Here is a 20,537-nt window from a genome sequence, read left to right on the forward strand (position 1 = left end):
TATGCCTGATGACCATAGCAAGTTGGTACCACTCCTTCCCATCCCGAACAGGACAGTGAAACGACTTTGCGCCGATGATAGTGCGGGTTCCCGTGTGAAAGTAGGTCATCGTCAGGCTCTTACAGCCCAAGAAACCCCGTAGCCCAAAGCTACGGGGTTTTTTGCATTGGGCTGCAGGAAACGGGGAAACAGGCAGAGCAGCCAAAACGAACATCCAAAACGGACATCCCAAAAAAAGAGAGCGCTGACGCGCTCTCTTTTTTCATCCTGAATGCGCAATGCTTCAGAGCGGCAGGCATTCACCCTGTACAAAGACCTTGAGTTCGCCCGACTGGATCGAGGTCCAGGCTTCATTCTTGGTCAACGGCGCAGTGACGATGATGGCGACACGGTCCTGGGGTGTGGTTTCCCGGGCGAAGTCCACGGTCAGGTCTTCATCCGACAGATGGGCCTGGGCAAAGGGATGGCGTCGTTCGATGTAGCACAGGTGCGTGGTGGCATGGGCCCACAGCGCTTCGCCGTTGGACAGCAGGAAGTTGAAGGTTCCGTGCGGCGAGATGCGCCTGGCCAGTTCGCGCAGCGTGTGCGTGAGTTCCTGCACGCTGGGCAGGCCGGCATGGGACTTCCAGAGCTCCTGAAGAATCCAGCAGAAGGCCTGCTCGCTGTCGGTGTTGCCTACCGGATGGAAGTGGGCATGCAGTTTGGGAGCAAAGCCCTTGAGATCCCCGTTGTGGGCAAAGACCCAGTTGCGGCCCCACAGTTCACGCACGAAGGGGTGGCAGTTCTGAAGGCTTACCGCGCCCTGCGTGGCCTTGCGGATGTGGGCGATGACGTTGCGGCTCTTGATCGGGTACTCGCGTATCAGCTTGGCGATGGGCGAGTCGATGGCGCGCTCATAGCCGACGAAGTGGCGCAGGCCCTTGTCCTCGAAGAAGGCGATGCCCCAGCCGTCCGTATGGTCGCCGGTATTGCCCGCCCGCTGGGTGAACCCCGAAAAGCTGAAGCGCACGTCGGTGGGCGTGTTGCAGTTCATTCCAAGCAGCTGGCACATGGCGGTATCGTTGTTTGCGTAGTTCAAGCCATAGCCTAACGCCTGGCGCGGCAGCTGCAAGCACAATGCGGGGCAAGGGCAAAAAAACGGAACAAACCCATGTCCATTCTCTGTCTGCACACGGCGCACAGCAACGCCGTGATCTTCGAACAGGCTGCTGCCGAACTGGGCTGGCCGGCCCACTCGATCATTCATCAGGTGCATGAGGCGCTGCTGTTGGAAGCGGAGGCTGCAGGTGGCATGAATGCGCCGCTTCGGCAGAAAACGGCAGGGCAGCTCGATGCGCTGGCAGACCATGCCGATATCGATGCCGTGCTGCTGACCTGCTCGACCCTGGGCCCTGCCGTGGCGGATTGCCGCAGTGGCAAGGTCTGGCGTGCCGATGGCATGCTGGCCCGCAAGGTGGCCGCTGCCTTGCAAAGTGACCCGGAATCGCGCATTGCACTGCTGTGCGCCGCTCCCACCACGTACGAAGCCACGCGCAATCTGTTCATGGAAGAACTGCAGCAAGGCAACGCAGATCAACGCATGCAGCTGCAGTGTGTCGAAGGGGCCTGGGCTCTTTTTCGCAGCGGTGATGCCGCCGGCTACGTGGCGTGCATGGCCGAGGCGGCTGTCCAGGCCCATGCCGCCGGTGCTACCCAGGTGGCCCTGACCCAGGTGTCCATGGATGGTGTTGCCAGACACTGGAAGCCAGATTCCACCATGCCCGTGCCCTGGACGGTGGCTGGGAGTGCACTGCAGGCACTCATGGAAATGCGGGATTTAGGCCCGGTTTCATGAAAAAAGGCAGCCAAAGCTGCCTTTTGCATGCATGGAGCGAAAGATCCTCAGCTGCGTTCGGACCAGAGCTTGCCGCCCGTGGCCCAGTTTTCGCGCTTGATGTCGGTGATCAGGATGTCCACCGATTCGGGCGAGCCGCCGAGGACTTCGACGGAGACGCGCGTGATCTCTTCGACCAGCTTGCGCTTTTGTTCGACGGTACGGCCTTCCATCATTTCGACGTGGTATGTGGGCATGTCAATCTCCTCAGGGATCAAGTTCTAGGGGGTTGGGTCGGCGACATCATATCGGCCGACGCGGGCGGTCGAGGCTTGTCGGTGCCAAGCGCGCAGGCGGGGCACAGGCAGGCCTTGTTGCGCATGGGCTCCGGAATGCGGGCCAGTGCATCGGGTGCCACCGGGGTGTCCATGCACCAGCAGTTCAGCGGATCAACGCCCGCAAGAATGGCGCACTGATTGCTGCGGCCGCACAGCGGACACAGGCTGGCATCGGGGGGAGGGGCACTCATCGTGATTCCGAGTGTAGGCCCATGAAAAAAGCACCTCAGGCAAGCCTGGGTGCTTTTGCAGCCTTGGGCGCCGCCAGGTGTCAGGCGGCTGCCTTGACCTTCAGGCGCCAGGCATGCAGCAGGGGCTCGGTGTAGCCACTGGGTTGCTCCTTGCCCTTGAAGACCAGGTCACAGGCGGCCTGGTAGGCCATCGAGGTGTCGAAGTGGCCGGCCATGGGCTTGTACAGTGCATCGCCCGCGTTCTGCTGGTCAACCACGGCGGCCATGCGCTCGAAGGTCTCGCGCACCTGGGCCTCGGTCACGATGCCGTGCTGCAGCCAGTTGGCGATGTGCTGGCTGGAGATGCGCAGCGTGGCGCGGTCTTCCATCAGGCCCACGTTGTGGATGTCGGGCACCTTGGAACAGCCCACGCCCTGGTCCACCCAGCGCACCACATAGCCGAGGATGCCCTGCACGTTGTTGTCCAGCTCCTGCTGCTTTTCAGCCGCGCTCCACTTGTCTTCCTTGACCACGGGCACCTGCAGCAGGTCGGCCAGGATGGTGGCGCGCTCGGCGTCGGCATTGGTTTGCTCCAGCTGCTTTTGCACTTCGGCCACGTTGACCTGGTGGTAGTGCAGGGCGTGCAGCGTGGCGGCCGTGGGCGAGGGCACCCAGGCGGTATTGGCACCGGCCTTGGGGTGGCCGATCTTCTGCTCCAGCATGGCCTTCATCAGGTCGGGCATGGCCCACATGCCCTTGCCGATCTGCGCCTTGCCGCGCAAGCCCAGGCCCAGGCCCACGAGCACGTTGCTGCGCTCGTAGGCGGCCAGCCAGGCGCTGCCCTTCATGTCGGCCTTGCGGACCATGGGGCCGGCATACATGGCGGTGTGCATTTCGTCGCCCGTGCGGTCCAGGAAGCCGGTGTTGATGAAGGCCACGCGCGATGCGGCAGCGGCGATGCAGGCCTTGAGGTTGACGCTGGTGCGGCGCTCCTCGTCCATGATGCCCAGCTTGACGGTGTTCTCGGGCAGGCCCAGGACCTTTTCCACGCGGCCGAACAGCTCGCTGGCGAAGGCGGCTTCCGCGGGGCCGTGCATCTTGGGCTTGACGATGTAGACGCTGCCCGTGCGCGAGTTGCGGATGCCGTTGGCGCCCAGGCCCTTGATGTCATGGACGGCAATGGCTGTGGTGACCATGGCGTCCAGGATGCCCTCGGGGATTTCCTTGCCGTTGCCCCAGAGGATGGCAGGGTTGGTCATCAGGTGGCCCACATTGCGCACGAACATCAGCGAACGGCCATGCAGCTTGACGCTCTTGCCATCGGCGCCCGTGTACTCGCGGTCGGCGTTCAGGCCGCGCGTCATGCTCTTGCCGCCCTTGTCGAAGGTTTCGGTCAGCGTGCCCTTGAGGATGCCCAGCCAGTTGGCATAGCCCACCACCTTGTCTTCGGCATCCACGGCGGCCACGGAGTCTTCCAGGTCCAGGATGGTGGACAGGGCGGCTTCGACCACAACGTCGGCCACGCCGGCGGCATCGGTCTGGCCGATGGCCGTGGTCTTGTCGATGCGGATGTCGATGTGCAGGCCATTGTTGAGCAGCAGCACGGAAGAGGGCGCTGCGGCATCACCCTGGTAGCCGACGAACTGGGCGGTGTTCTTCAGGCCCGTGGTGCCGCCGCTCTTGAGCGCGACGACCAGCTGGCCAGCTTCCACGCGATAGCCGGCGGCATCCTTGTGCGAGCCCGAAGCCAGCGGGGCTGCCTGGTCCAGGAAATCACGTGCGAAGGCGATCACCTTGGCGCCGCGCACGGGGTTGTAGCCCTTGCCCTTTTCCGCGCCGCCGTCTTCGCCGATGGCGTCCGTGCCGTACAGCGCGTCATACAGCGAGCCCCAGCGCGCGTTGGCGGCGTTCAGCGCATAGCGTGCGTTGAGAATGGGCACGACCAGCTGGGGACCGGCCTGGATGGCCAGTTCCGCATCCACGTTGGTGGTGGTGGCCTTGGCATCCTTGGGCTGCTCGACCAGATAGCCGATCTGCGTCAGGAACTGCTGGTAGCCGGCCATGTCGGTGATGGGGCCGGGATGGGCCTTGTGCCAGGTGTCCAGCTCGGTCTGCAGGCGGTCACGCTCGGCCAGCAGGGCGGCATTGCGGGGAGCCAGATCATTGACGATCGCGTCGAAGCCTTTCCAGAACGCCTCGGGAGCGACACCCGTGCCCGGGAGCACTTGTTCATTGATGAAACGGTGCAGCTCTGTAGCGACCTGCAGGCTGTGGGCTTGGGTGCGATCGGTCATGGTGGGAACCCCGGGTTGGATGGATGGAAAGGCTTGGCAGACCCTTTTCGGGCCTGACTATAAGGAATACTTTATTAGATTTATTTGCGTACATAAATAGACCATAAATCTTAAAACTCGTGACTTTTACGCAAAAATGTGGGAAGGTTATGCGCGCGCCAAAACCGGCCGGCTTTGGCGCGCAGCCCTATGCATGGTGCACATGGAGGACAGCCAGTGCCCACTATGCAAAAAGGCGAGTCGCAGGAGACGGGCGTGCGGTCGCATGCCCCACAAGAACACGGAAAAGAAACGGACAGCGGTCATGGACAAGCTCAAGGCATTCGAGTCATTCGTATCGGTGGCAACGCGCGGCAGCCTCACGGCGGCGGCCAAGGCGGAAGGCGTGGCGCCGGCCATCATGGGGCGGCGCCTCGATGCCCTGGAAGAGCACCTGGGCGTCAAGCTCATGGTGCGTACCACGCGGCGCATCTCCCTCACGCATGAGGGCAGCGCCTTCCTCGAGGATTGCCAGCGCCTGCTGTCCGATGTGTCCAACGCAGAGGCCAGCGTCAGTGCGGGCGGGGTCAAGGCCACGGGCCACCTGCGCATCACGGCGCCGGCGGGCTTTGGCAGGCGGCACGTGGCGCCCCTGGTGCCGCTCTTTCGGGATCTGCACCCGGATGTGACGATTTCCCTGAACCTCAGCGACCGCGTGGTCGATCTGGCCGGCGAAGGCTTTGACTGCGCGGTGCGCGTGGGCGATCTGCCCGACTCGGCCCTGGTCAGCGTGCGCATTGCCGACAACCGGCGCCAGTGCGTGGCCACGCCTGCCTATCTGGAGCGCCGGGGCACGCCGCGCCACCCGAGCGAGCTGACCCAGCACGACTGCCTGACGCTGTCCAGCGACGCTTCGCAGACGCGTGGCTGGGCCTTCCGCATTCCCCATCCCGACAGCGGCACCAGCGAGGTCGTGCACTTCAAGCCGGGCGGTCCGCTGGATTGCTCCGACGGCCAGGTGCTGCACGATTGGTGCCTGGGCGGCTGGGGCATCGCCTGGCGCAGCACCTGGGAGGTCGAGGCCGAGATCACCTCGGGCCGCCTGGTGGCCGTGCTAGAAACATTCGCGGCGCCGCCCAATGGCATTTTTGTCGTCTTTCCCCAGCGCAAGCACATGCCGCTGCGTGTGCGGCTGTGGATCGACTATCTCAAGCACCACTACGAGCAGCCGGATTTCTGGCGGCGTACCCACGCGGCCTGAGCGGGCCGCCCAGCAAGGAGGAATGAGCATGGCAGTGTCGATAGCGACGAAAGCGGTATCCGCAACGCAGGGCGCGGCCCCAGGACGGCGGCGCTGGATGCGCATGGCGCTGGAAGCCGCCTGCCTGGGCATGGTGGCGGGCTGCGCCGTCCAGGGGCCGGGGCAGGGCCGGCCGGACGGGATGCGGCAGGGCGCGGTGCCTGCCGGCATCGTGAGCGTGACCTTTGACGATCCCTCTCGGTTCGACGCCGGGCGCAACGGACCCCAGGAGTCCGAGAAGGCGCGCCGCGCCTGGGTCGATGCGCTGGCCCAGTTCCTGGCCGAGCGTGCCGCGCCCAGGCTGCCCCAGGGCCAGCGGCTTGAAGTTCACTTCACCGATGTGCAGCGCGCAGGCGGCTTCGAGCCCTGGCGAGGGCCCCAGGCTGCCGACGTGCGCATCGTGCGCGACATCTACCCACCGCGCATCGACCTGCGCTTCAAGCTGCTGGGAGCCGATGGAAAGCTGCTGCGAGAAGGCAGCCGCCAGTTGCGCGACGCCAGCTTCATGATGCGCCCGGACCTGTATCCCAACGATCCCCTGCGCTACGAGAAGACGCTGCTGGATGACTGGTTGCGCGCGGAACTGCCGAAGTAGGAGCCGACGCGACAGGAGGACCGCAGTGGTCTACCGATTGCCTCGGGCATCTCGATGGCAGTCCCTGTTTCTGGCGTAATGGAGCCTGGCCCGAGAGGCTCAATTCTGTACGGATTCCCCATGACGATAGAAGCCATCCTGGCCAGCCTCCACCTGCTGGCCATCCTCACCTTCGTGGTGTTCCTGTCCAGCCAGGCGGCGCTGTGCCGCAGCGAGTGGATGAGTGCCGCCGTGGTCCAGCGCCTGGCGCGGCTGGACATGATCTATGGCCTTGCCGTGGTCTTCCTGGTGCTCACCGGCATTGCGCGCCTGGTGTGGGGCGTCAAGGGCATGTCCTGGTACGTCTCGCAGCCACTGTTTCATCTGAAGATGACTTTGTTTGTCGTCGGCGCGCTGCTCTCGATCAAGCCCACGCTGGCCTTCCGGCGCTGGCGCCGCGCGCTGGATGCCGGCCAGGGCCTGCCCCAGCCGGCCGAGGTGGCCAGCACGCGCCGCTGGGTGATGTGGCAGGCCCATGTGGTGCCCGTGATCGCCGTCGTTGCGGTGTTCTGGGCGCGGGGCATGTAGGTCCCGTTTTCCTGTCCGGCGGCATGGGGTGGGCCTGCCACGTAGAATCCGCCGATGCTCTCCGTCAAACAGGAACTGCTCGCGGCTCTGGCCGGCGAGCTTGAAACTTTGTCGCCCGGCGCCGGTGCCCGTGCCGCTTTCGAATCCCCCAAGGTGGCTGCCCATGGCGATTTCGCCTGCACGGCCGCCATGCAGCTGGCCAAGCCGCTCAAGCTCAACCCGCGCTCGCTGGGCGAGCAGCTCAAGGCCGCGCTGGAGGCCACGCCGTCTTTCCAGCGCTGGGTCGATGCCATCGAGATCGCCGGCCCCGGCTTTCTGAACATCCGCCTCAAGCCCGCCGCCAAGCAGCAGATCATCCGCGAAGTGCTGGAGCAGGCCGAGAAGTTCGGCTGGCTGGCCGACCGTGGCGCAAAGATGCTGGTCGAGTTCGTCTCCGCCAACCCCACCGGCCCGCTGCACGTGGGCCATGGCCGCCAGGCTGCGCTCGGCGATGCCATCTGCAACCTCTATGCCACCCAGGGCTGGGGCGTGCACCGCGAGTTCTACTACAACGACGCGGGCGTGCAGATCGACACGCTGACCAAGAGCACGCAGCTGCGTGCCAAGGGCTTCAAGCCCGGTGACGAATGCTGGCCCATCGATCCCGAGAATCCGGCAAGCAAGGCCTTCTACAACGGCTCCTACATCCAGGACATCGCCGACGACTTCCTGGCCTGCAAGACCGTCAAGGCCGATGACCGCGAATTCACGGCCAACGGCGATGTCGAGGACTACGACAACATCCGCCAGTTCGCCGTCGCCTATCTGCGCAACGAGCAGGACAAGGACCTGCAGGCCTTCAACCTGCACTTTGACGAGTACTACCTCGAATCCAGCCTCTACACCAACGGCCATGTCGAGGACGCGGTGCAGCGCCTGATCGCGGGCGGACATACCTACGAACTCGACGGCGCGCTCTGGCTCAAGTCCACCGACTACGGTGACGACAAGGACCGCGTGATGCGCAAGCAGGACGGCAACTACACGTACTTCGTGCCCGATGTCGCCTACCACATCCAGAAATTCAAGCGCGGCTACTCCAAGGTCGTCAACATCCAGGGCACGGACCACCACGGCACCATCGCGCGCGTGCGCGCCGGCCTGCAGGCCGCCGACGTGGGCATCCCTGCCGGCTATCCCGACTATGTGCTGCACACCATGGTGCGCGTGGTGCGCGGCGGCGAGGAAGTTAAGATCAGCAAGCGCGCCGGCTCCTACGTCACGCTGCGCGACCTGATCGAGTGGACCAGCAAGGACGCGGTGCGTTTCTTCCTGCTGTCCCGCAAGCCCGACACCGAGTACACCTTCGACGTGGACCTGGCCGTGGCCCAGAACAACGACAACCCCGTGTACTACGTGCAGTACGCCCATGCGCGCATCTGCTCGGTGCTGGCCGCCTGGGGGGGTGACGCGGACACGCTCAAGGACGTGGACCTGTCGGCGCTGGAAGGCCCGCAGGCCCAGGCGCTGATGCTGCAGCTGGCCAAGTACCCGGCCATGCTGACCTCGGCCGCCGACGGCAATGCGCCGCACGACGTGACGTTCTACCTGCGCGAACTGGCCTCGCTGTACCACAGCTACTACGACGCGGAACGCATCCTGGTGGACGACGAAAAGCTCAAGCTCGCCCGCCTGGCGCTGATCTCGGCCACGCGCCAGGTATTGCACAATGGCCTGGCAGTGCTGGGCGTCTCGGCCCCGCAACGCATGTAACTTCGAGCGACAAGCGATCTATGAAGACACAGCAACGTGGGGGCACCGTCATCGGTCTCATCATCGGCATGATCGTCGGGCTGGCAGCAGCCCTGGCCGTCGCCGTCTATGTGACCAAGGTGCCCGTGCCCTTTCTCTCCAAGGGCGGCAAGACGGCCGACCAGGACGCGGCCGAGGCCCAGCGCAACAAGAACTGGGACCCCAACGCGCCGCTGCAGGGCAAGAACCCGGCGCCGCCACCACCGGCCGCCGTGACGCCCAGCCTCCCCGGCAGCACCGCGCCAACCGCCCCCACCCCGCCCGCCGTGGCCGGAGGCGTGACTCCGCCACCCGCGCCCGTGGACCCGGCCAAGCCGCCCGCCAAGCCCGAAACCAAGGCCGATGGCAAGAGCTCGGCCGATCCGCTGGGTGACCTGGTCAAGTCGCGCTCCGCCGCCGCCGAGAAGGCGGAAAAGGCGGAAAAGGCCGACGCCGCCTTCAACTACTTCGTGCAGGCCGGCGCCTTCCGCAGCCAGGGCGATGCCGACGCGCAGCGCGCCAAGCTGGCCATGCTGGGGTGGGAGGCGCGCGTGAGCGAGCGCGAGCAAAACGGCATCACCATCTTCCGCGTGCGTGTGGGTCCGTTCACCAAGCGCGACGATGCCGAGCAGCTCAAGCAAAAGCTCGACGGTGCCGGGGTCGAGTCCACGCTGGTGCGCGCCGCACGCTGAAAGAGCGTTGCGACAAGAGCGCTGAACTTTTGGCGGACCCCTGCCTCCTAACCTGCAGCATTGAACGAGGAGTTTGTTTTGATGAATCGCCGCGACTTTTCCCTGGCTGCCTCGGCAGCCGCTGCCAGCGCACTGACGCTGGGCACGTCCGCCGCCCAGGCCCAGGCCGCAGCGCCCAAGGAGGGCAAGGACTACATCAAGCTGGCCAAGCCCGCACCCACCAGCGCCGGCGCCGGCAAGGTCGAGGTGGTCGAGTTCTTCTGGTACAGCTGCCCGCACTGCAATGCGTTCGAGCCCACCTTTGCCGCCTGGAAGAACCAGGCACCGGCCGACGTGGTCGTGCACCGCGTGCCCGTGGCCTTCAACGCCAGCTTCGTGCCCCAGCAAAAGCTCTACTACGCCTTCGAAGGCATGAACCTGCTGGACACCATGCATGCGCGCGCCTTCCACGCCATCCATGTGGAACGCAACCGCCTGGCCAAGGACGACGAGATCTTCGCCTGGGTCGGCAAGCAGGGCGTGGACGTGGCCAAGTTCAAGGAGGTCTACAACTCCTTCAGCGTCTCCAACCAGGTTCGCAAGGCCACCCAGCTGCAGCAGGACTATGACGTGGAAGGCGTGCCGGCCATGGGCGTGGCAGGCCGTTACTACACCGACGGCACCAAGGCCGGCAACATGACCAATGTGCTGCGCGTGGTCGATCAGCTGATCGCCACCAGCCGCAAGGGCTGAGGCCGGGGCCTCGGCCCAGCCAAGCCGCGACAGGCCCGCCATTGCGCGGGCCTGTCGCTTTTGGAAACCTCTTTTTGTGCCTTTGTGTCAGCGCTTTGCGTGCGCGTCGAAAGACGCCAGGAACGGTTGCGCGCGACACCCCCTACAATGGATGCAAGAAGCGTGCCCTCCATGAAACAACGACTTTCCTCCCTCCTGCTCGCCGCCGCCCTGGCGGCTTTCGCCGGTATGGCCCAGGCCGAAAAGGCCGACAGCACCAAGCCCATGAACATCGAGGCCGACGCGCTGCGCCATGACGAACTCAAGCAGACCAGCGTCTTCACCGGCAACGTGGTGATGACCAAGGGCACCATCGTGCTGCGCGGAGCCCAGCTCGATGTGCGGCAGGACCCTGAAGGCTACCAGTACGGCGTGGTGACGGCCGAGTCGGGCAAGCGTGCCTTCTTCCGCCAAAAGCGCGATACCGTGCCGGGCCAGCCCGAGGAGTTCGTGGAAGGCGAGGGCGAGGTCATCGAATACGACGGCAAGGCCGACCTCGTGAAGTTCATCCGCCGCGGAGAACTGCGCCGCTATCGCGGCGGCCAGCTCAGCGACGAGATCACCGGCTCCATCATCGTCTACAACAACCTCACCGACGTGTTCACCGTCGACGGGCAAAAGACCAGCGGTGGCCAGCCCAGCTCCACGGCCGGCCAGGGCGGGCGCGTGCGCGCCGTGCTGGCGCCCAAGGAAGGCACGCCGGGCTCGCAGCCGCGCGCCCCCGCAGCGGGCACGCCGGGCACGTCCCTGCAGCCCAGCAACAGTCTGGACAGCCTCGGCGGTACCAAGCGATGAGCGGGCAAGCCGCAGCCTCGGCTGCCACTGTACGCGCCGACCAGGGCAGCGGCCTGCAGGCACGCCATCTGGCCAAGTCCTACGGCAGCCGCAAGGTGGTCAAGGACGTGTCGCTGTCCGTGAAAAAGGGCGAGGTCGTGGGCCTGCTGGGCCCCAACGGCGCGGGCAAGACCACCTCGTTCTACATGATCGTGGGCCTGGTGCGCAGCGACGGAGGCGACATCTTCATCGACGGCCAGGCCGTGGGCAACATGCCCATCCACCAGCGCTCGCGCCTGGGCCTGTCCTACCTGCCGCAGGAGGCATCGATCTTCCGCAAGCTCAGCGTCGAGGACAACGTGCGCGCCGTGCTGGAGCTCCAAAGGGACGAGCAGGGCCGGCCGCTGGCGCGCAGCGTCATCGAGGAGCGCCTGACGGCGCTGCTGCAGGAATTGCGCGTGGACCATCTGCGCGCATCGCCCGCGCTGGCGCTGTCGGGCGGCGAACGCCGCCGCGTCGAGATCGCACGCGCCCTGGCCACGCAGCCGCGCTTCATCCTGCTGGACGAGCCCTTTGCCGGCATCGACCCCATCGCCGTGATCGAGATCCAGCGCATCATCGGCTTTCTCAAGGCGCGCGGCATCGGCGTGCTGATCACCGACCACAACGTGCGCGAGACGCTGGGCATCTGCGACCATGCCTTCATCATCAGCGACGGCCACGTGCTGGCCCAGGGCACACCCGAGGAGATCGTGGACAACGCCGAAGTGCGGCGTGTCTACCTCGGCGAACACTTCCGGATGTAGCGCCATGCCCTGCCTGGCCCGTCTGCGAGACCGTCTGCGCGAAGGAGCTGCCGCTTGAAGCCCGGTCTGTCGCTACGCGTCTCCCAGCATCTTTCGCTCACTCCCCAACTGCAGCAGTCGATACAGCTGCTGCAGCTGTCCACGCTGGAGCTGGCGCAGGAAGTGGAGCAGATGCTGGGCGACAACCCCTTCCTGGAGCTGGCGAACGAGGAGGGCGATCACGAGGCGGCCGCCGGCACCCGCGAGCCTGCCGCGACCGGCGCCGAGGCCACGGAGTCCCTCCAGGAAAGCCGCGCAGACCAACCTTCGGCGGCGGTGGAGTGGGAGCCCTCGTCGGAGGCATCCTCCGGCGATGCCGTGGAGACTTCCGGCACGGCCGAGTCCCTGAGCTGGGAGGGCGACGGCCAGACCACCTCGGGCAACGATGACCGCGACTGGGGCAGCGATGCGCCCTCCAGCCGCACGCGCGGGCAGGGCGAGGAAGACGAGGCCGATGCCACCGAACTGGCTCGCAGCGCCGAAAGCCTGACCGACCACCTGCACCGCCAGGCCCTGAGCCTGCGTCTGGGCGAGGTGGACCGCGCCGCACTGCGCTTTCTGATCGAGAACCTCAACGACGACGGCTACCTGGAAGACCCGCTCGACGAGCTGGCACAGGGCCTGGCGGGCGAAGACCTGGAGGAGTGCGAGGAACTGGTGCACCGCTTCACCGTGGCGCTGCGCCTGCTGCAAAGCCTGGAGCCCGTGGGCGTGGGCGCGCGCGACCTGGCCGAATGCCTGACGCTGCAACTGCGCGACCAGCTGGCCGATGCCGAGCGCGAAGGCAACGGCAGTGCCGAGGATGAGGACCGGCAGGCCGTTCTGCGTACCGCGCTGGACATCTGCGCCCAGCCCATGGACCTGCTGGCGCGGCGCGACCTGCGCAAGCTCGCCAGCCTGTGCGGTGCGCGCGAGGAGCGGCTGCGCGAGGCGCTGGTGCTGATCACCCGGCTGGAGCCACGCCCGGGCCGGCGCTTTGCCGACGTGCAGCGCCAGATCGTCGTGCCCGACGTCATCGTGCGCCCCGTGCGCAGCGGCGCGGGCCGCATGGACTTCAGCGTGCAGCTCAACCCCGACGTCATGCCCAAGCTGCGCGTGCACGACATCTATGCCAGCGCGCTGCGCAGCCACAGGGGCAGCGAAGGCCATGCAGCGCTGCAGCAGCGGCTGCAGGAGGCGCGCTGGTTCATCAAGAACATCCAGCAGCGCTTCGACACCATCCTGCGCGTGTCGCAGGCCATCGTGGAGCGCCAGAAGAACTTCTTCGTGCATGGCGAGCTGGCCATGCGCCCGCTGGTGCTGCGCGACATTGCCGATGCACTGGGCCTGCATGAATCCACCATCAGCCGCGTGACCACGGCCAAGTACATGGCCACGCCGCAGGGCACCTACGAGCTCAAGTACTTCTTCGGCTCGGGCCTGGGCACCGAGGCCGGTGGCAATGCCTCCAGCACGGCCGTGCGCGCGCTGATCAAGCAGTTCGTCGCGGCCGAAGACCCCAAGAAGCCGCTGTCGGACAACCAGCTGGCCGACATGCTCAAGGAGCAGGGCATCGAATGCGCGCGGCGCACGGTGGCCAAGTACCGCGAGCTGCTCAAGATCCCGCCGACCACGCTGCGCAAGGCGCTGTAGCCCAGGCGCGCAAACTCGCCATCGCGCCATCGTGGTGTCTATGGCGTTCGGCCGGCCACGGCATCCCACTTCAAGCCGAATTTCAGCAGGTACTTGCGCAGGCGGTCGGCATCGTTGACCACGCTGCGCTGGGTGCGTGACCGGTCGAACAGGCGGCGCCCCGCATCGGACAGCGAAGGCGACTCCCGGCACACGCGCAGCACCGCTTCGAGCTGCATGCGGTCGAACAGATCCAGCGGCTCCAGCACTTCGGCAGACAGCAGGCTTTGCAGGCTGGCGCCGGCCGGTTGCACGGCATCGCCTCTTTGCCACAGCCACTTCAGGCGCTGGATCTCGGCATCGACCAGGGCCGTGGAGATGCGCCCCCCGTCGGCCAGCGTGGCCAGGCGTGTCATGCTGGCCGACAGGTCGCGAAAGTTGCCGCTCCACAGCGCATCGGGCGAGCGCGCAAAGCGCAGATAGCGCTCGCGGGCTTCCACGTTGAAACGCACCATCTGGCCGGTCTCGTCGGCCGAGCGCGCGAGCAGGTGATCCATGTTGGGTTCTATGTCCTCGGGGCGCCCGGCCAGGCCCGGCAGCGCATAGGACCACAGGTTGATGCGCGCGAACAGATCCTCGCGAAAGCGCCCCTGCGCCACGTCGATGCGCAGGTCGCGGTGCGTGCCGGCGACCAGCTGGAAGTCGCTGCTGACCTCGCGGTCGCTGCCCATGGGATAGAAGCGCTTTTCCTCCACCGCCTTGAGCAGCATGGCCTGCTCGTCCAGGCCCAGCTCGCCGATTTCGTCGAGGAACAGCACGCCCTGGTGCGCGCTGCGCAGCAGGCCGGCGCGGTCGGCCGCAGCGCCCGTGAACGCGCCCTTCCTGTGGCCGAACAGCACCGAGGCCGCACCATCACCGCGCAGCGTGGCGCAATTGACCTCCACGAAATCGCCCTGCACCTGGTGCCTGGCCTTCTTCAACTCGTACATGCGCCGCGCCAGATGCGACTTGCCCGCCCCCGTGGGACCCGTGAGCAGGATGGGCGCGCGCGAGCGCACGGCCACGCGCTCGATCTCGTCGATCAGCGCGTTGAACCCGGCGTTGCGCGTGGCGATGCCGCTCTTGAGAAATTGCACGGCCTCGCTCTGCTCGGCGCCGAAGCGCTGGGCGATCACGTCGTAGCGCGACAGGTCCAGGTCGATCAACGCATAGCTGCCCGGGTCGCCCATGCGCTGGCGCCGGGGCGGCGAGGTCTGTGCCAGCACGCCGGGAATGCGGCGCGACTCCACCAGCAGGAACAGGCAGATCTGCGCCACGTGCGTGCCCGTGGTGATGTGCGTCCAGTACTCCTCGCGCTCGGGGTCGAAGCGGTAGGCCTGCGTCCAGTCGAACAGCCGCGCATAGACCTCGCCGAAATCCCAGGGATCGGCAATGTCCATGGGCACGAGGTTCACCCGGGTCTCGGGCGATGCCGTGGCGATGTCGCCCTGCAGCAGCTGCGCCAGGGCCAGATGGGGCGGCGTGTAGAGCAGCTCCAGCCGCTCCACCACCAGATCCTCGTGCTGCAGGAGGGAGAGGGTCGGCCGCCATTTTTCCCAGCGCCCCGCGCCCCTGCCGGAGTCCAGCTGCGTACCCAGAAAGCCGATGACGACCTTTTTCTTTTCCATGTTTTTGTCTAGTTGAATAGCTGAAATTCTAGTTTCTTTGGATTGAAGAATAAGTCAGGAAAGGTGTGATTCGAGATTTATTCAAATAAATCAATGGGTTGAAGAATAGTTTGGCGCCTGATGCCAGGCTGGCACGCATCTCGCAATAACCAAGGCATCCAGTGCAAGCGGTGACCGCTCACAGGCCGGGGTTGGGGCAAAGGCCCGCCCCGCCGGTGCCGGAAGTCCGGGCCCCCAGGGGCTTGTCGATTTCCCGCATGCCGCACGCCGCAAGCGCTGGGTAACGGCAAGGTTGTGGAAACCGTCCCGCAAGGGACGCCTGGTTCGACTCCAGGCTTGCCAGCCACTGGTAGCTCAGTCTGGTAGAGCACCCTCGCAAGAGGACTGTCGCAGGTTCGATTCCTGTCCACTCTTCCGGCCGCAAGGCCGGGCTATTGAAACGGTCGAAAGACCACCCGCCGAACGCGGGAGGTGGCCACCGGGTTGCGATGCAGCCCCAGGCCGCCACCCGTCAGCGGCGGCGGCTGTGCCAGGTTCCGGCACGGTCCGCGCCCGCAGCCAGCCACGCTGCAACCTGTTTCCAGGGTTGCCGCCACGGCGCACTGCAAGGCCCGGGCCGTGCCCCCTGGAACCCCGCCGCTGCTGTAACGGCACCCCTATTGATTGCGGCGAAGACGCCGAACGAGGAGAAGAAATGCTGAAGATCCAACGCATCACCGTCAAGAAGAACGAACGCGCCCTGCTGCTGCGCAATGGCGATTTCGAGCGCGTGCTGCACAGCGGCCGGCACTGGCTGTTTGCCGGCACCGACCAGCTGCGCGTGGAAACCTTTGCCCTGGAGCAGCCCGCCTTCACGCACGGCCTGGCCGACTACCTGATGGCGCAGGAGCCCGCCGTGGTGGCCGCCGAATTCCTGCGCGTGGAACTGTCCGAAACCGAGGCGGGCCTGCGCAGCGAAAACGGCGTGCTGGTCGAGATCCTGCCGCCCGGCACGCGCCGCCTGTACTGGAAGGGACTGGTGGATGTGAGCGTGCAGGTGGTCGACCTGCAGGCCGGCGCCGAGCTGCCCGCCGCCCTGGCGGCGCGCCTGACCCAGACGCAGCTGCGCCAGCGCAGCGTGTCCGGTCTCAACGGCGTGCTGCAGGTGCAGGTGCCCGCAGGCCAGTGCGCGCTGCTGACCATCGACGGCAAGGTGGACCGCCTGCTGCAGGCCGGCAGCCATGCATTCTGGAAGTTCGGCCGCAGCATTGCCGTGGAGCTGGTGGACCTGCGCCTGCAGGCCGTCGAGGTCTCGGGCCAGGACATCATGACCCGCGACAAGGTGAGCCTGCGCCTGAACCTGAGTGCCACCTACCGCCACACCGACGTGCTGCGCGCCTTTGCCCAGTTGCAAAAGCCTGCCGAGCACCTGTACCGGGAGCTGCAGTTCGCGCTGCGCGCCGCCGTGGGCACCCGCACGCTCGATGAGCTGCTGGAGAACAAGACGGTGATCGATGACGTGGTGACCGCGCACATGGCCGCCAGGCTGCAGCCGTTCGGCATGGTCCTGGAGAGCGTGGGCGTGAAGGACATCGTGCTGCCCGGCGAGATGAAGGCCATCCTGACCCAGGTGGTGCAGGCCGAAAAGCAGGCCCAGGCCAACGTGATCCGCCGCCGCGAGGAAACGGCCGCCACGCGCTCGCTGCTCAACACCGCCAAGGTCATGGAGGACAACCCCGTGGCCCTGCGCATGAAGGAGCTGGAGACGCTGGAACGCGTGGCCGAGCGCATCGACAAGATCTCCGTGTTCGGCGGGCTGGACCAGGTGCTCAACGGGCTGGTGAAGATGCGTTGATCACGTGATGAGCAGGTATGGAGTGGCTGGCGGTGCCAGATGCTTCATGCCTGCCCTTGAAGGAGAGACACCATGGACAAAAACATGACATCGGGAAAGATGCAATCGCGTGCTGCGCAAATACAGGAGCGTGCAGACGCACTGGCTGCTGCAACACAGGCGCTCTACCAGAGCTTTGCGGGATACAGGTCGCCGTCGGTACCGCTGGACGCTTGCGTTGCATGCTGCATGGATCCGGACCTGGAGCGCGAGATGCGCCGCCTGCCTCTGCGCTGCCTGACCGAGCACCATTTCTACCAATACAACGACGCTGCCAAAAGCGTGGTCCAGCCTGCAGATGAGATCAAGTACCTGGCGCCAAGAATGCTGGAACTGCTGGCGCAGGGCGCAAGGCTGCACCACTCCACCGAGTTGTATCTGGACCGCCTCGGGCGTTGCGAGCCCGGCTCCTTTTCATCGCAGGAAAGCGCGGCCTTGCAGGGCTTCGCACAAGCATTCTTTGCCTTGGGGCTGGAGCAATGGGCCGAGCCGGAAGCAGGTGTCTTCCAGGGGGATGAGGCCTTCTCCGTCTTGCTCATGTGGGACTATGCCGGTGTGCCGCTCCAGCCATTGCTGGACCACTGGCTGACCTGCGACAGCGAGAGCGCCACGCTGCATTTTGTCGATGCCTGCTTCTACGAATTCATCTGGGACGGGCGTTGCATCAGCAACGCCTTCGCATCCGATCGCAATGGCTACCGGGCAACGATGGAGCAATGGCTTTCGCAGACCTCCACGAAGAACCACTGGGCCAGGCAATTGCTGCAGCTGGCCGAGCGAGGCCCGGCCAGCACCTGGCTGCCTTCTGGCAAGCGCGACCATCAGTGCTACCCGCTGGACGAGCGCCTGGGCGCGGTATTCGATGCCATGGCTGCTTGAAGCGCCAAACGATTCGATGAAGAACAAAGACATGAAAGAAAACAGCACCATGAACAGCTACCAACAGCATGAAGTCGAGGGCGGCGTCCCCATCAAGATGTGGACCAGGGGCGTGCCCGTGGAGGACGAGGCGCGCAAGCAGCTGGAGAACGCCGCGCGCCTGCCCGTGGTGTTCAAGCATGTCGCGGCCATGCCCGATGTGCACCTGGGTATAGGCGCCACCGTGGGCTCGGTGATCCCGACCATCAAGGCCATCATCCCTGCGGCCGTGGGCGTGGACATCGGCTGCGGAATGATGGCGGCCAAGACCACGCTGCGCGCCGAGGACCTGCCCGACAACCTGGGCCCGCTGCGCTCGGCCATAGAGCAGGCCGTGCCGCATGGCTCGGTGCCGCGCCACCGGGGCCGCGATCCGGGTAGCTGGGAGAATCCGCCCGTGTCGGTGGACCAGGTCTGGGCCACGCTGGCCGATGAGTTCGACCTGCTGTGCGAGCTGCATCCGCGCCTGGCCAACACCAACAACCGCAAGCACCTGGGAACGCTGGGCAGCGGCAACCACTTCATCGAGATCTGCCTGGACGAGGCGGGCTTCGTGTGGTTCATGCTGCACTCGGGCTCGCGCGGCGTGGGCAATGCCATCGGCACCCATTTCATCGAGCTGGCCAAGAAGGACGCAGAACTGCACCAGCGCAACCTGCCCGACAAGGACCTGGCCTATTTCGAGGAAGGAGCCCGCTACTTTGGCGACTATGTGCGTGGCGTGTCCTGGGCGCAGAAGTTCGCCATGCGCAACCGCGAGGTGATGATGGCCAACCTCATCGCCACGGTGCGCAAGGTGATCGCCAAGCCCTTCGAGTCGCATGTGGAGGCGGTGAACTGCCACCACAACTACGTGCAGCAGGAGCGCCATTTCGGCCAGGACGTGTTCATCACCCGCAAGGGCGCGGTGAGCGCGCGGCGCGGCGAGCTGGGCATCATCCCGGGCAGCATGGGCGCGCGCAGCTATATCGTGCGCGGCCTGGGCAACCCGGAGAGCTTCGAGAGCTGCAGCCACGGTGCGGGCCGCGTGATGAGCCGCACCAAGGCCAAGAAGATGTTCAGCGTGGAGGACCACATCAAGGCCACCGAGGGCGTGGAATGCCGCAAGGATGCCAACGTGGTGGACGAGATTCCCATGGCCTACAAGGACATCGATGCCGTCATGGCCGCGCAGCAGGATCTGGTCGAGGTGGTGCACACGCTCAAACAGGTGGTGTGCGTGAAAGGATAGGCACCCCCTGAGCGGCTGCGCCGCTTCCCCCCGTTGCACGGCGCCTCTCTACCCGCTTCGCGGGGGAGGGGGGCGACACCCTCGGTGCGGAGCGGCCGGCCCAGGCCCTTCCTCGGTGTCCCTTGCTTGGGGCATGCCAGTCTCATGAGGCGTGGCAATTGAAAAGAGAATCTGCGGGATGCCGTGGCGCGCTTTGGCGCAGATGCATAGCAAGACCCTGGACAAACCGAGAAGAAGAACAGGAAAGAGCAATGAAGATGATCGAGATCGACGGCTCCGCCGGGGAGGGCGGAGGCCAGATGCTGCGCAGCGCGCTGGCGCTGTCCATGTGCACGGGCCAGCCCTTTGCCATGCAGCGCATCCGTGCCGGGCGCGCCAAGCCGGGCCTGATGCGCCAGCACCTGGCCTGCGTCAATGCCGCCGCCGAAATCTGCGGCGCGCAGATGCAGGGCGCCCAGATGAATTCGCAGGTGCTGCAATTCACGCCGGGGCCGGTGCGTGCGGGCGAGTACCGCTTCGTGATCGCCTCGGCGGGCAGTTGCACCCTGCTGCTGCAGACGCTGTGGCCCGCGCTGATGCTGGCCGATGGAGAAAGCCGCCTGACCCTGGGCGGCGGCACCCACAACCCGGCCGCGCCGCCCTTCCACTTCCTGGAGCGCAGCTATGCGCCGCTGCTGCACAGGCTGGGCGCGCGCTCCGAACTGCGGCTGCGCCGGCTGGGCTTCTACCCGGCCGGTGGCGGCGAGATGGACGTGACGATCACGCCGGCAACCAATGGGCTGGCGCCTTTCGATATCACCGAACGCGGCGCCCCCGTGGCCAGCCATGCCGAATGCTTTGCGCCCGCGCTGCCACGCGCGGTGGCCCAGCGCGAACTGGACCATCTGGGCCAGGCCCTGGGCTGGTCTGGCGAGCAGCTGCAGGTGGCTGCCGTGCGCCAGAACGAGGGGCCGGGCAATGCGCTGCTGGCCACGCTGGCCTATGAGCGCCTGAGCGAAGTGTTCACGCAGTTCGGCATGAAGGGCATCAGCGCCGAAAAGGTGGCCCATGACCTGGCGCGCGAGGTGCGCCGCCACCAGGGCAGCCGGGCCGCGCTGGGCCCGTACCTGGCCGACCAATGGGCTCTGCCGCTGGCGCTGGCCGTCTGGCGCAGCGGGCGTGGTGCCTGCTACACCTGCACGGAACTGACGCCGCATGCGCGCAGCAATTTCGAGGTGATCGAGCGCTTTGTGCCTGTGCGCTTTGTGCCCGAGCGGTTTATGCCCGTGCGCTTCGCCACGGACGCCGCGGGCGACGGCTGGCGTGTTTCGCTCTCGCCAGCCTGAGCGG

Annotated in this window: 19 protein-coding genes and 1 rRNA gene; 15 read left to right on the forward strand and 5 right to left on the reverse strand. The window is 65.9% G+C overall.

The features are described 5' to 3' along the window. The first annotated feature begins 4 nt into the window (after nucleotides 1-4). Nucleotides 5-117: ribosomal RNA gene (rrf, locus tag A9976_RS21385) — 5S ribosomal RNA — on the forward strand. A 166-nt stretch (nucleotides 118-283) separates the two neighbouring features. On the opposite strand, the gene A9976_RS21390 is transcribed toward rrf, so the two are convergent. Continuing rightward, the gene (locus A9976_RS21390; protein ID WP_183020850.1) at nucleotides 284-1,051 is read right to left on the reverse strand and encodes a class II glutamine amidotransferase; all 768 of its coding nucleotides are present in this window, start codon (nucleotides 1,049-1,051) and stop codon (nucleotides 284-286) included. 99 nt (nucleotides 1,052-1,150) lie between these two features. Between A9976_RS21390 and A9976_RS21395 the strand changes: the two genes are divergently transcribed. After that, on the forward strand, nucleotides 1,151-1,834 hold the full coding sequence (locus tag A9976_RS21395) for a hypothetical protein (protein WP_183020676.1): 684 nt from the start codon (nucleotides 1,151-1,153) through the stop codon (nucleotides 1,832-1,834). A 47-nt stretch (nucleotides 1,835-1,881) separates the two neighbouring features. Here the strand turns inward: A9976_RS21395 and A9976_RS21400 are convergent, their stop codons facing one another. From A9976_RS21400 to A9976_RS21410, 3 genes are all read right to left on the reverse strand, one after another. Next, the gene (locus tag A9976_RS21400; RefSeq protein ID WP_012202595.1) at nucleotides 1,882-2,070 is read right to left on the reverse strand and encodes a 4-oxalocrotonate tautomerase; all 189 of its coding nucleotides are present in this window, start codon (nucleotides 2,068-2,070) and stop codon (nucleotides 1,882-1,884) included. Nucleotides 2,071-2,087: 17 nt separating this feature from the next. Then, complete coding sequence (locus tag A9976_RS21405; RefSeq protein WP_183020677.1) at nucleotides 2,088-2,342, reverse strand: cysteine-rich CWC family protein; 255 nt, start codon at nucleotides 2,340-2,342, stop codon at nucleotides 2,088-2,090. A gap of 80 nt (nucleotides 2,343-2,422) precedes the next feature. Continuing rightward, nucleotides 2,423-4,615 carry a malate synthase G gene (locus A9976_RS21410; RefSeq protein WP_071954003.1) on the reverse strand — a complete coding sequence of 731 codons (2,193 nt, stop codon included), beginning with the start codon at nucleotides 4,613-4,615 and terminating at the stop codon, nucleotides 2,423-2,425. Between the two features lie 304 nt (nucleotides 4,616-4,919). On the opposite strand from A9976_RS21410, the gene A9976_RS21415 reads away from it, so the two are divergent. From A9976_RS21415 to A9976_RS21455, 9 genes are all read left to right on the forward strand, one after another. Further along, entirely contained in the window at nucleotides 4,920-5,855 is a 936-nt protein-coding gene (locus A9976_RS21415) for a LysR family transcriptional regulator (protein WP_013804758.1), read from the forward strand. A gap of 28 nt (nucleotides 5,856-5,883) precedes the next feature. Next, nucleotides 5,884-6,489, forward strand: coding sequence for a DUF3016 domain-containing protein (locus A9976_RS21420; RefSeq protein ID WP_183020678.1), 606 nt, complete (start codon nucleotides 5,884-5,886; stop codon nucleotides 6,487-6,489). A gap of 120 nt (nucleotides 6,490-6,609) precedes the next feature. Beyond that, nucleotides 6,610-7,056 (forward strand): DUF2214 family protein, encoded by a 447-nt coding sequence (locus A9976_RS21425; RefSeq protein ID WP_034389505.1) that lies wholly within the window; start codon nucleotides 6,610-6,612, stop codon nucleotides 7,054-7,056. A 54-nt stretch (nucleotides 7,057-7,110) separates the two neighbouring features. Next, complete coding sequence (gene argS / locus A9976_RS21430; RefSeq protein WP_183020679.1) at nucleotides 7,111-8,808, forward strand: arginine--tRNA ligase; 1,698 nt, start codon at nucleotides 7,111-7,113, stop codon at nucleotides 8,806-8,808. Nucleotides 8,809-8,828: 20 nt separating this feature from the next. Then, the gene (locus tag A9976_RS21435; RefSeq protein ID WP_012202602.1) at nucleotides 8,829-9,518 is read left to right on the forward strand and encodes an SPOR domain-containing protein; all 690 of its coding nucleotides are present in this window, start codon (nucleotides 8,829-8,831) and stop codon (nucleotides 9,516-9,518) included. An 81-nt stretch (nucleotides 9,519-9,599) separates the two neighbouring features. Beyond that, nucleotides 9,600-10,250 (forward strand): thiol:disulfide interchange protein DsbA/DsbL, encoded by a 651-nt coding sequence (locus A9976_RS21440; protein WP_013804754.1) that lies wholly within the window; start codon nucleotides 9,600-9,602, stop codon nucleotides 10,248-10,250. A 171-nt stretch (nucleotides 10,251-10,421) separates the two neighbouring features. After that, nucleotides 10,422-11,084, forward strand: coding sequence for a lipopolysaccharide transport periplasmic protein LptA (gene lptA / locus A9976_RS21445; protein ID WP_183020680.1), 663 nt, complete (start codon nucleotides 10,422-10,424; stop codon nucleotides 11,082-11,084). Beyond that, nucleotides 11,081-11,869, forward strand: coding sequence for an LPS export ABC transporter ATP-binding protein (lptB, locus tag A9976_RS21450; RefSeq protein WP_183020681.1), 789 nt, complete (start codon nucleotides 11,081-11,083; stop codon nucleotides 11,867-11,869). The genes lptA and lptB overlap by 4 nt, the downstream gene beginning before the upstream one ends. A 54-nt stretch (nucleotides 11,870-11,923) precedes the next feature. Continuing rightward, nucleotides 11,924-13,540: an RNA polymerase factor sigma-54 gene (locus tag A9976_RS21455; RefSeq protein ID WP_183020682.1), complete on the forward strand. Its 1,617-nt coding sequence runs from the start codon at nucleotides 11,924-11,926 to the stop codon at nucleotides 13,538-13,540. Between the two features lie 38 nt (nucleotides 13,541-13,578). On the opposite strand, the gene rtcR is transcribed toward A9976_RS21455, so the two are convergent. Beyond that, entirely contained in the window at nucleotides 13,579-15,186 is a 1,608-nt protein-coding gene (gene rtcR / locus A9976_RS21460) for an RNA repair transcriptional activator RtcR (RefSeq protein WP_183020683.1), read from the reverse strand. A 694-nt stretch (nucleotides 15,187-15,880) separates the two neighbouring features. On the opposite strand from rtcR, the gene A9976_RS21465 reads away from it, so the two are divergent. The 4 genes from A9976_RS21465 to rtcA all read left to right on the forward strand — a co-directional run bounded on the left by A9976_RS21465 (nucleotide 15,881) and on the right by rtcA (nucleotide 20,533). After that, on the forward strand, nucleotides 15,881-17,020 hold the full coding sequence (locus A9976_RS21465) for a slipin family protein (RefSeq protein ID WP_183020684.1): 1,140 nt from the start codon (nucleotides 15,881-15,883) through the stop codon (nucleotides 17,018-17,020). Between the two features lie 72 nt (nucleotides 17,021-17,092). Beyond that, on the forward strand, nucleotides 17,093-17,938 hold the full coding sequence (locus A9976_RS21470; RefSeq protein ID WP_183020685.1) for a hypothetical protein: 846 nt from the start codon (nucleotides 17,093-17,095) through the stop codon (nucleotides 17,936-17,938). 31 nt (nucleotides 17,939-17,969) lie between these two features. Next, nucleotides 17,970-19,208 carry an RtcB family protein gene (locus A9976_RS21475; protein ID WP_183020686.1) on the forward strand — a complete coding sequence of 413 codons (1,239 nt, stop codon included), beginning with the start codon at nucleotides 17,970-17,972 and terminating at the stop codon, nucleotides 19,206-19,208. A 251-nt stretch (nucleotides 19,209-19,459) separates the two neighbouring features. After that, nucleotides 19,460-20,533, forward strand: a complete 1,074-nt coding sequence (gene rtcA / locus A9976_RS21480) for an RNA 3'-terminal phosphate cyclase (RefSeq protein WP_183020687.1) — start codon at nucleotides 19,460-19,462, stop codon at nucleotides 20,531-20,533. Nucleotides 20,534-20,537 lie beyond the last annotated feature (4 nt).

It is taken from the genome of Delftia sp. UME58 (genome assembly GCF_014170385.1).
GTDB lineage: Bacteria > Pseudomonadota > Gammaproteobacteria > Burkholderiales > Burkholderiaceae_C > Comamonas > Comamonas acidovorans.

Excerpts from the sequence above, each read along its gene's own strand:
- A9976_RS21440 (WP_013804754.1), top strand. The coding sequence starts at position 9,600 with ATGAATCGCCGCGACTTTTCCCTGGCTGCCTCGGCAGCCGCTGCCAGC.
- A9976_RS21395 (WP_183020676.1), top strand. The coding sequence starts at position 1,151 with ATGTCCATTCTCTGTCTGCACACGGCGCACAGCAACGCCGTGATCTTC.
- A9976_RS21400 (WP_012202595.1), bottom strand. The coding sequence starts at position 2,070 with ATGCCCACATACCACGTCGAAATGATGGAAGGCCGTACCGTCGAACAA.
- rtcR (WP_183020683.1), bottom strand. The coding sequence starts at position 15,186 with ATGGAAAAGAAAAAGGTCGTCATCGGCTTTCTGGGTACGCAGCTGGAC.
- A9976_RS21435 (WP_012202602.1), top strand. The coding sequence starts at position 8,829 with ATGAAGACACAGCAACGTGGGGGCACCGTCATCGGTCTCATCATCGGC.
- A9976_RS21390 (WP_183020850.1), bottom strand. The coding sequence starts at position 1,051 with ATGTGCCAGCTGCTTGGAATGAACTGCAACACGCCCACCGACGTGCGC.
- lptA (WP_183020680.1), top strand. The coding sequence starts at position 10,422 with ATGAAACAACGACTTTCCTCCCTCCTGCTCGCCGCCGCCCTGGCGGCT.
- A9976_RS21420 (WP_183020678.1), top strand. The coding sequence starts at position 5,884 with ATGGCAGTGTCGATAGCGACGAAAGCGGTATCCGCAACGCAGGGCGCG.
- A9976_RS21470 (WP_183020685.1), top strand. The coding sequence starts at position 17,093 with ATGGACAAAAACATGACATCGGGAAAGATGCAATCGCGTGCTGCGCAA.
- A9976_RS21405 (WP_183020677.1), bottom strand. The coding sequence starts at position 2,342 with ATGAGTGCCCCTCCCCCCGATGCCAGCCTGTGTCCGCTGTGCGGCCGC.
- argS (WP_183020679.1), top strand. The coding sequence starts at position 7,111 with ATGCTCTCCGTCAAACAGGAACTGCTCGCGGCTCTGGCCGGCGAGCTT.
- A9976_RS21415 (WP_013804758.1), top strand. The coding sequence starts at position 4,920 with ATGGACAAGCTCAAGGCATTCGAGTCATTCGTATCGGTGGCAACGCGC.
- rtcA (WP_183020687.1), top strand. The coding sequence starts at position 19,460 with ATGAAGATGATCGAGATCGACGGCTCCGCCGGGGAGGGCGGAGGCCAG.
- lptB (WP_183020681.1), top strand. The coding sequence starts at position 11,081 with ATGAGCGGGCAAGCCGCAGCCTCGGCTGCCACTGTACGCGCCGACCAG.
- A9976_RS21410 (WP_071954003.1), bottom strand. The coding sequence starts at position 4,615 with ATGACCGATCGCACCCAAGCCCACAGCCTGCAGGTCGCTACAGAGCTG.
- A9976_RS21475 (WP_183020686.1), top strand. The coding sequence starts at position 17,970 with ATGAAAGAAAACAGCACCATGAACAGCTACCAACAGCATGAAGTCGAG.
- A9976_RS21425 (WP_034389505.1), top strand. The coding sequence starts at position 6,610 with ATGACGATAGAAGCCATCCTGGCCAGCCTCCACCTGCTGGCCATCCTC.
- A9976_RS21465 (WP_183020684.1), top strand. The coding sequence starts at position 15,881 with ATGCTGAAGATCCAACGCATCACCGTCAAGAAGAACGAACGCGCCCTG.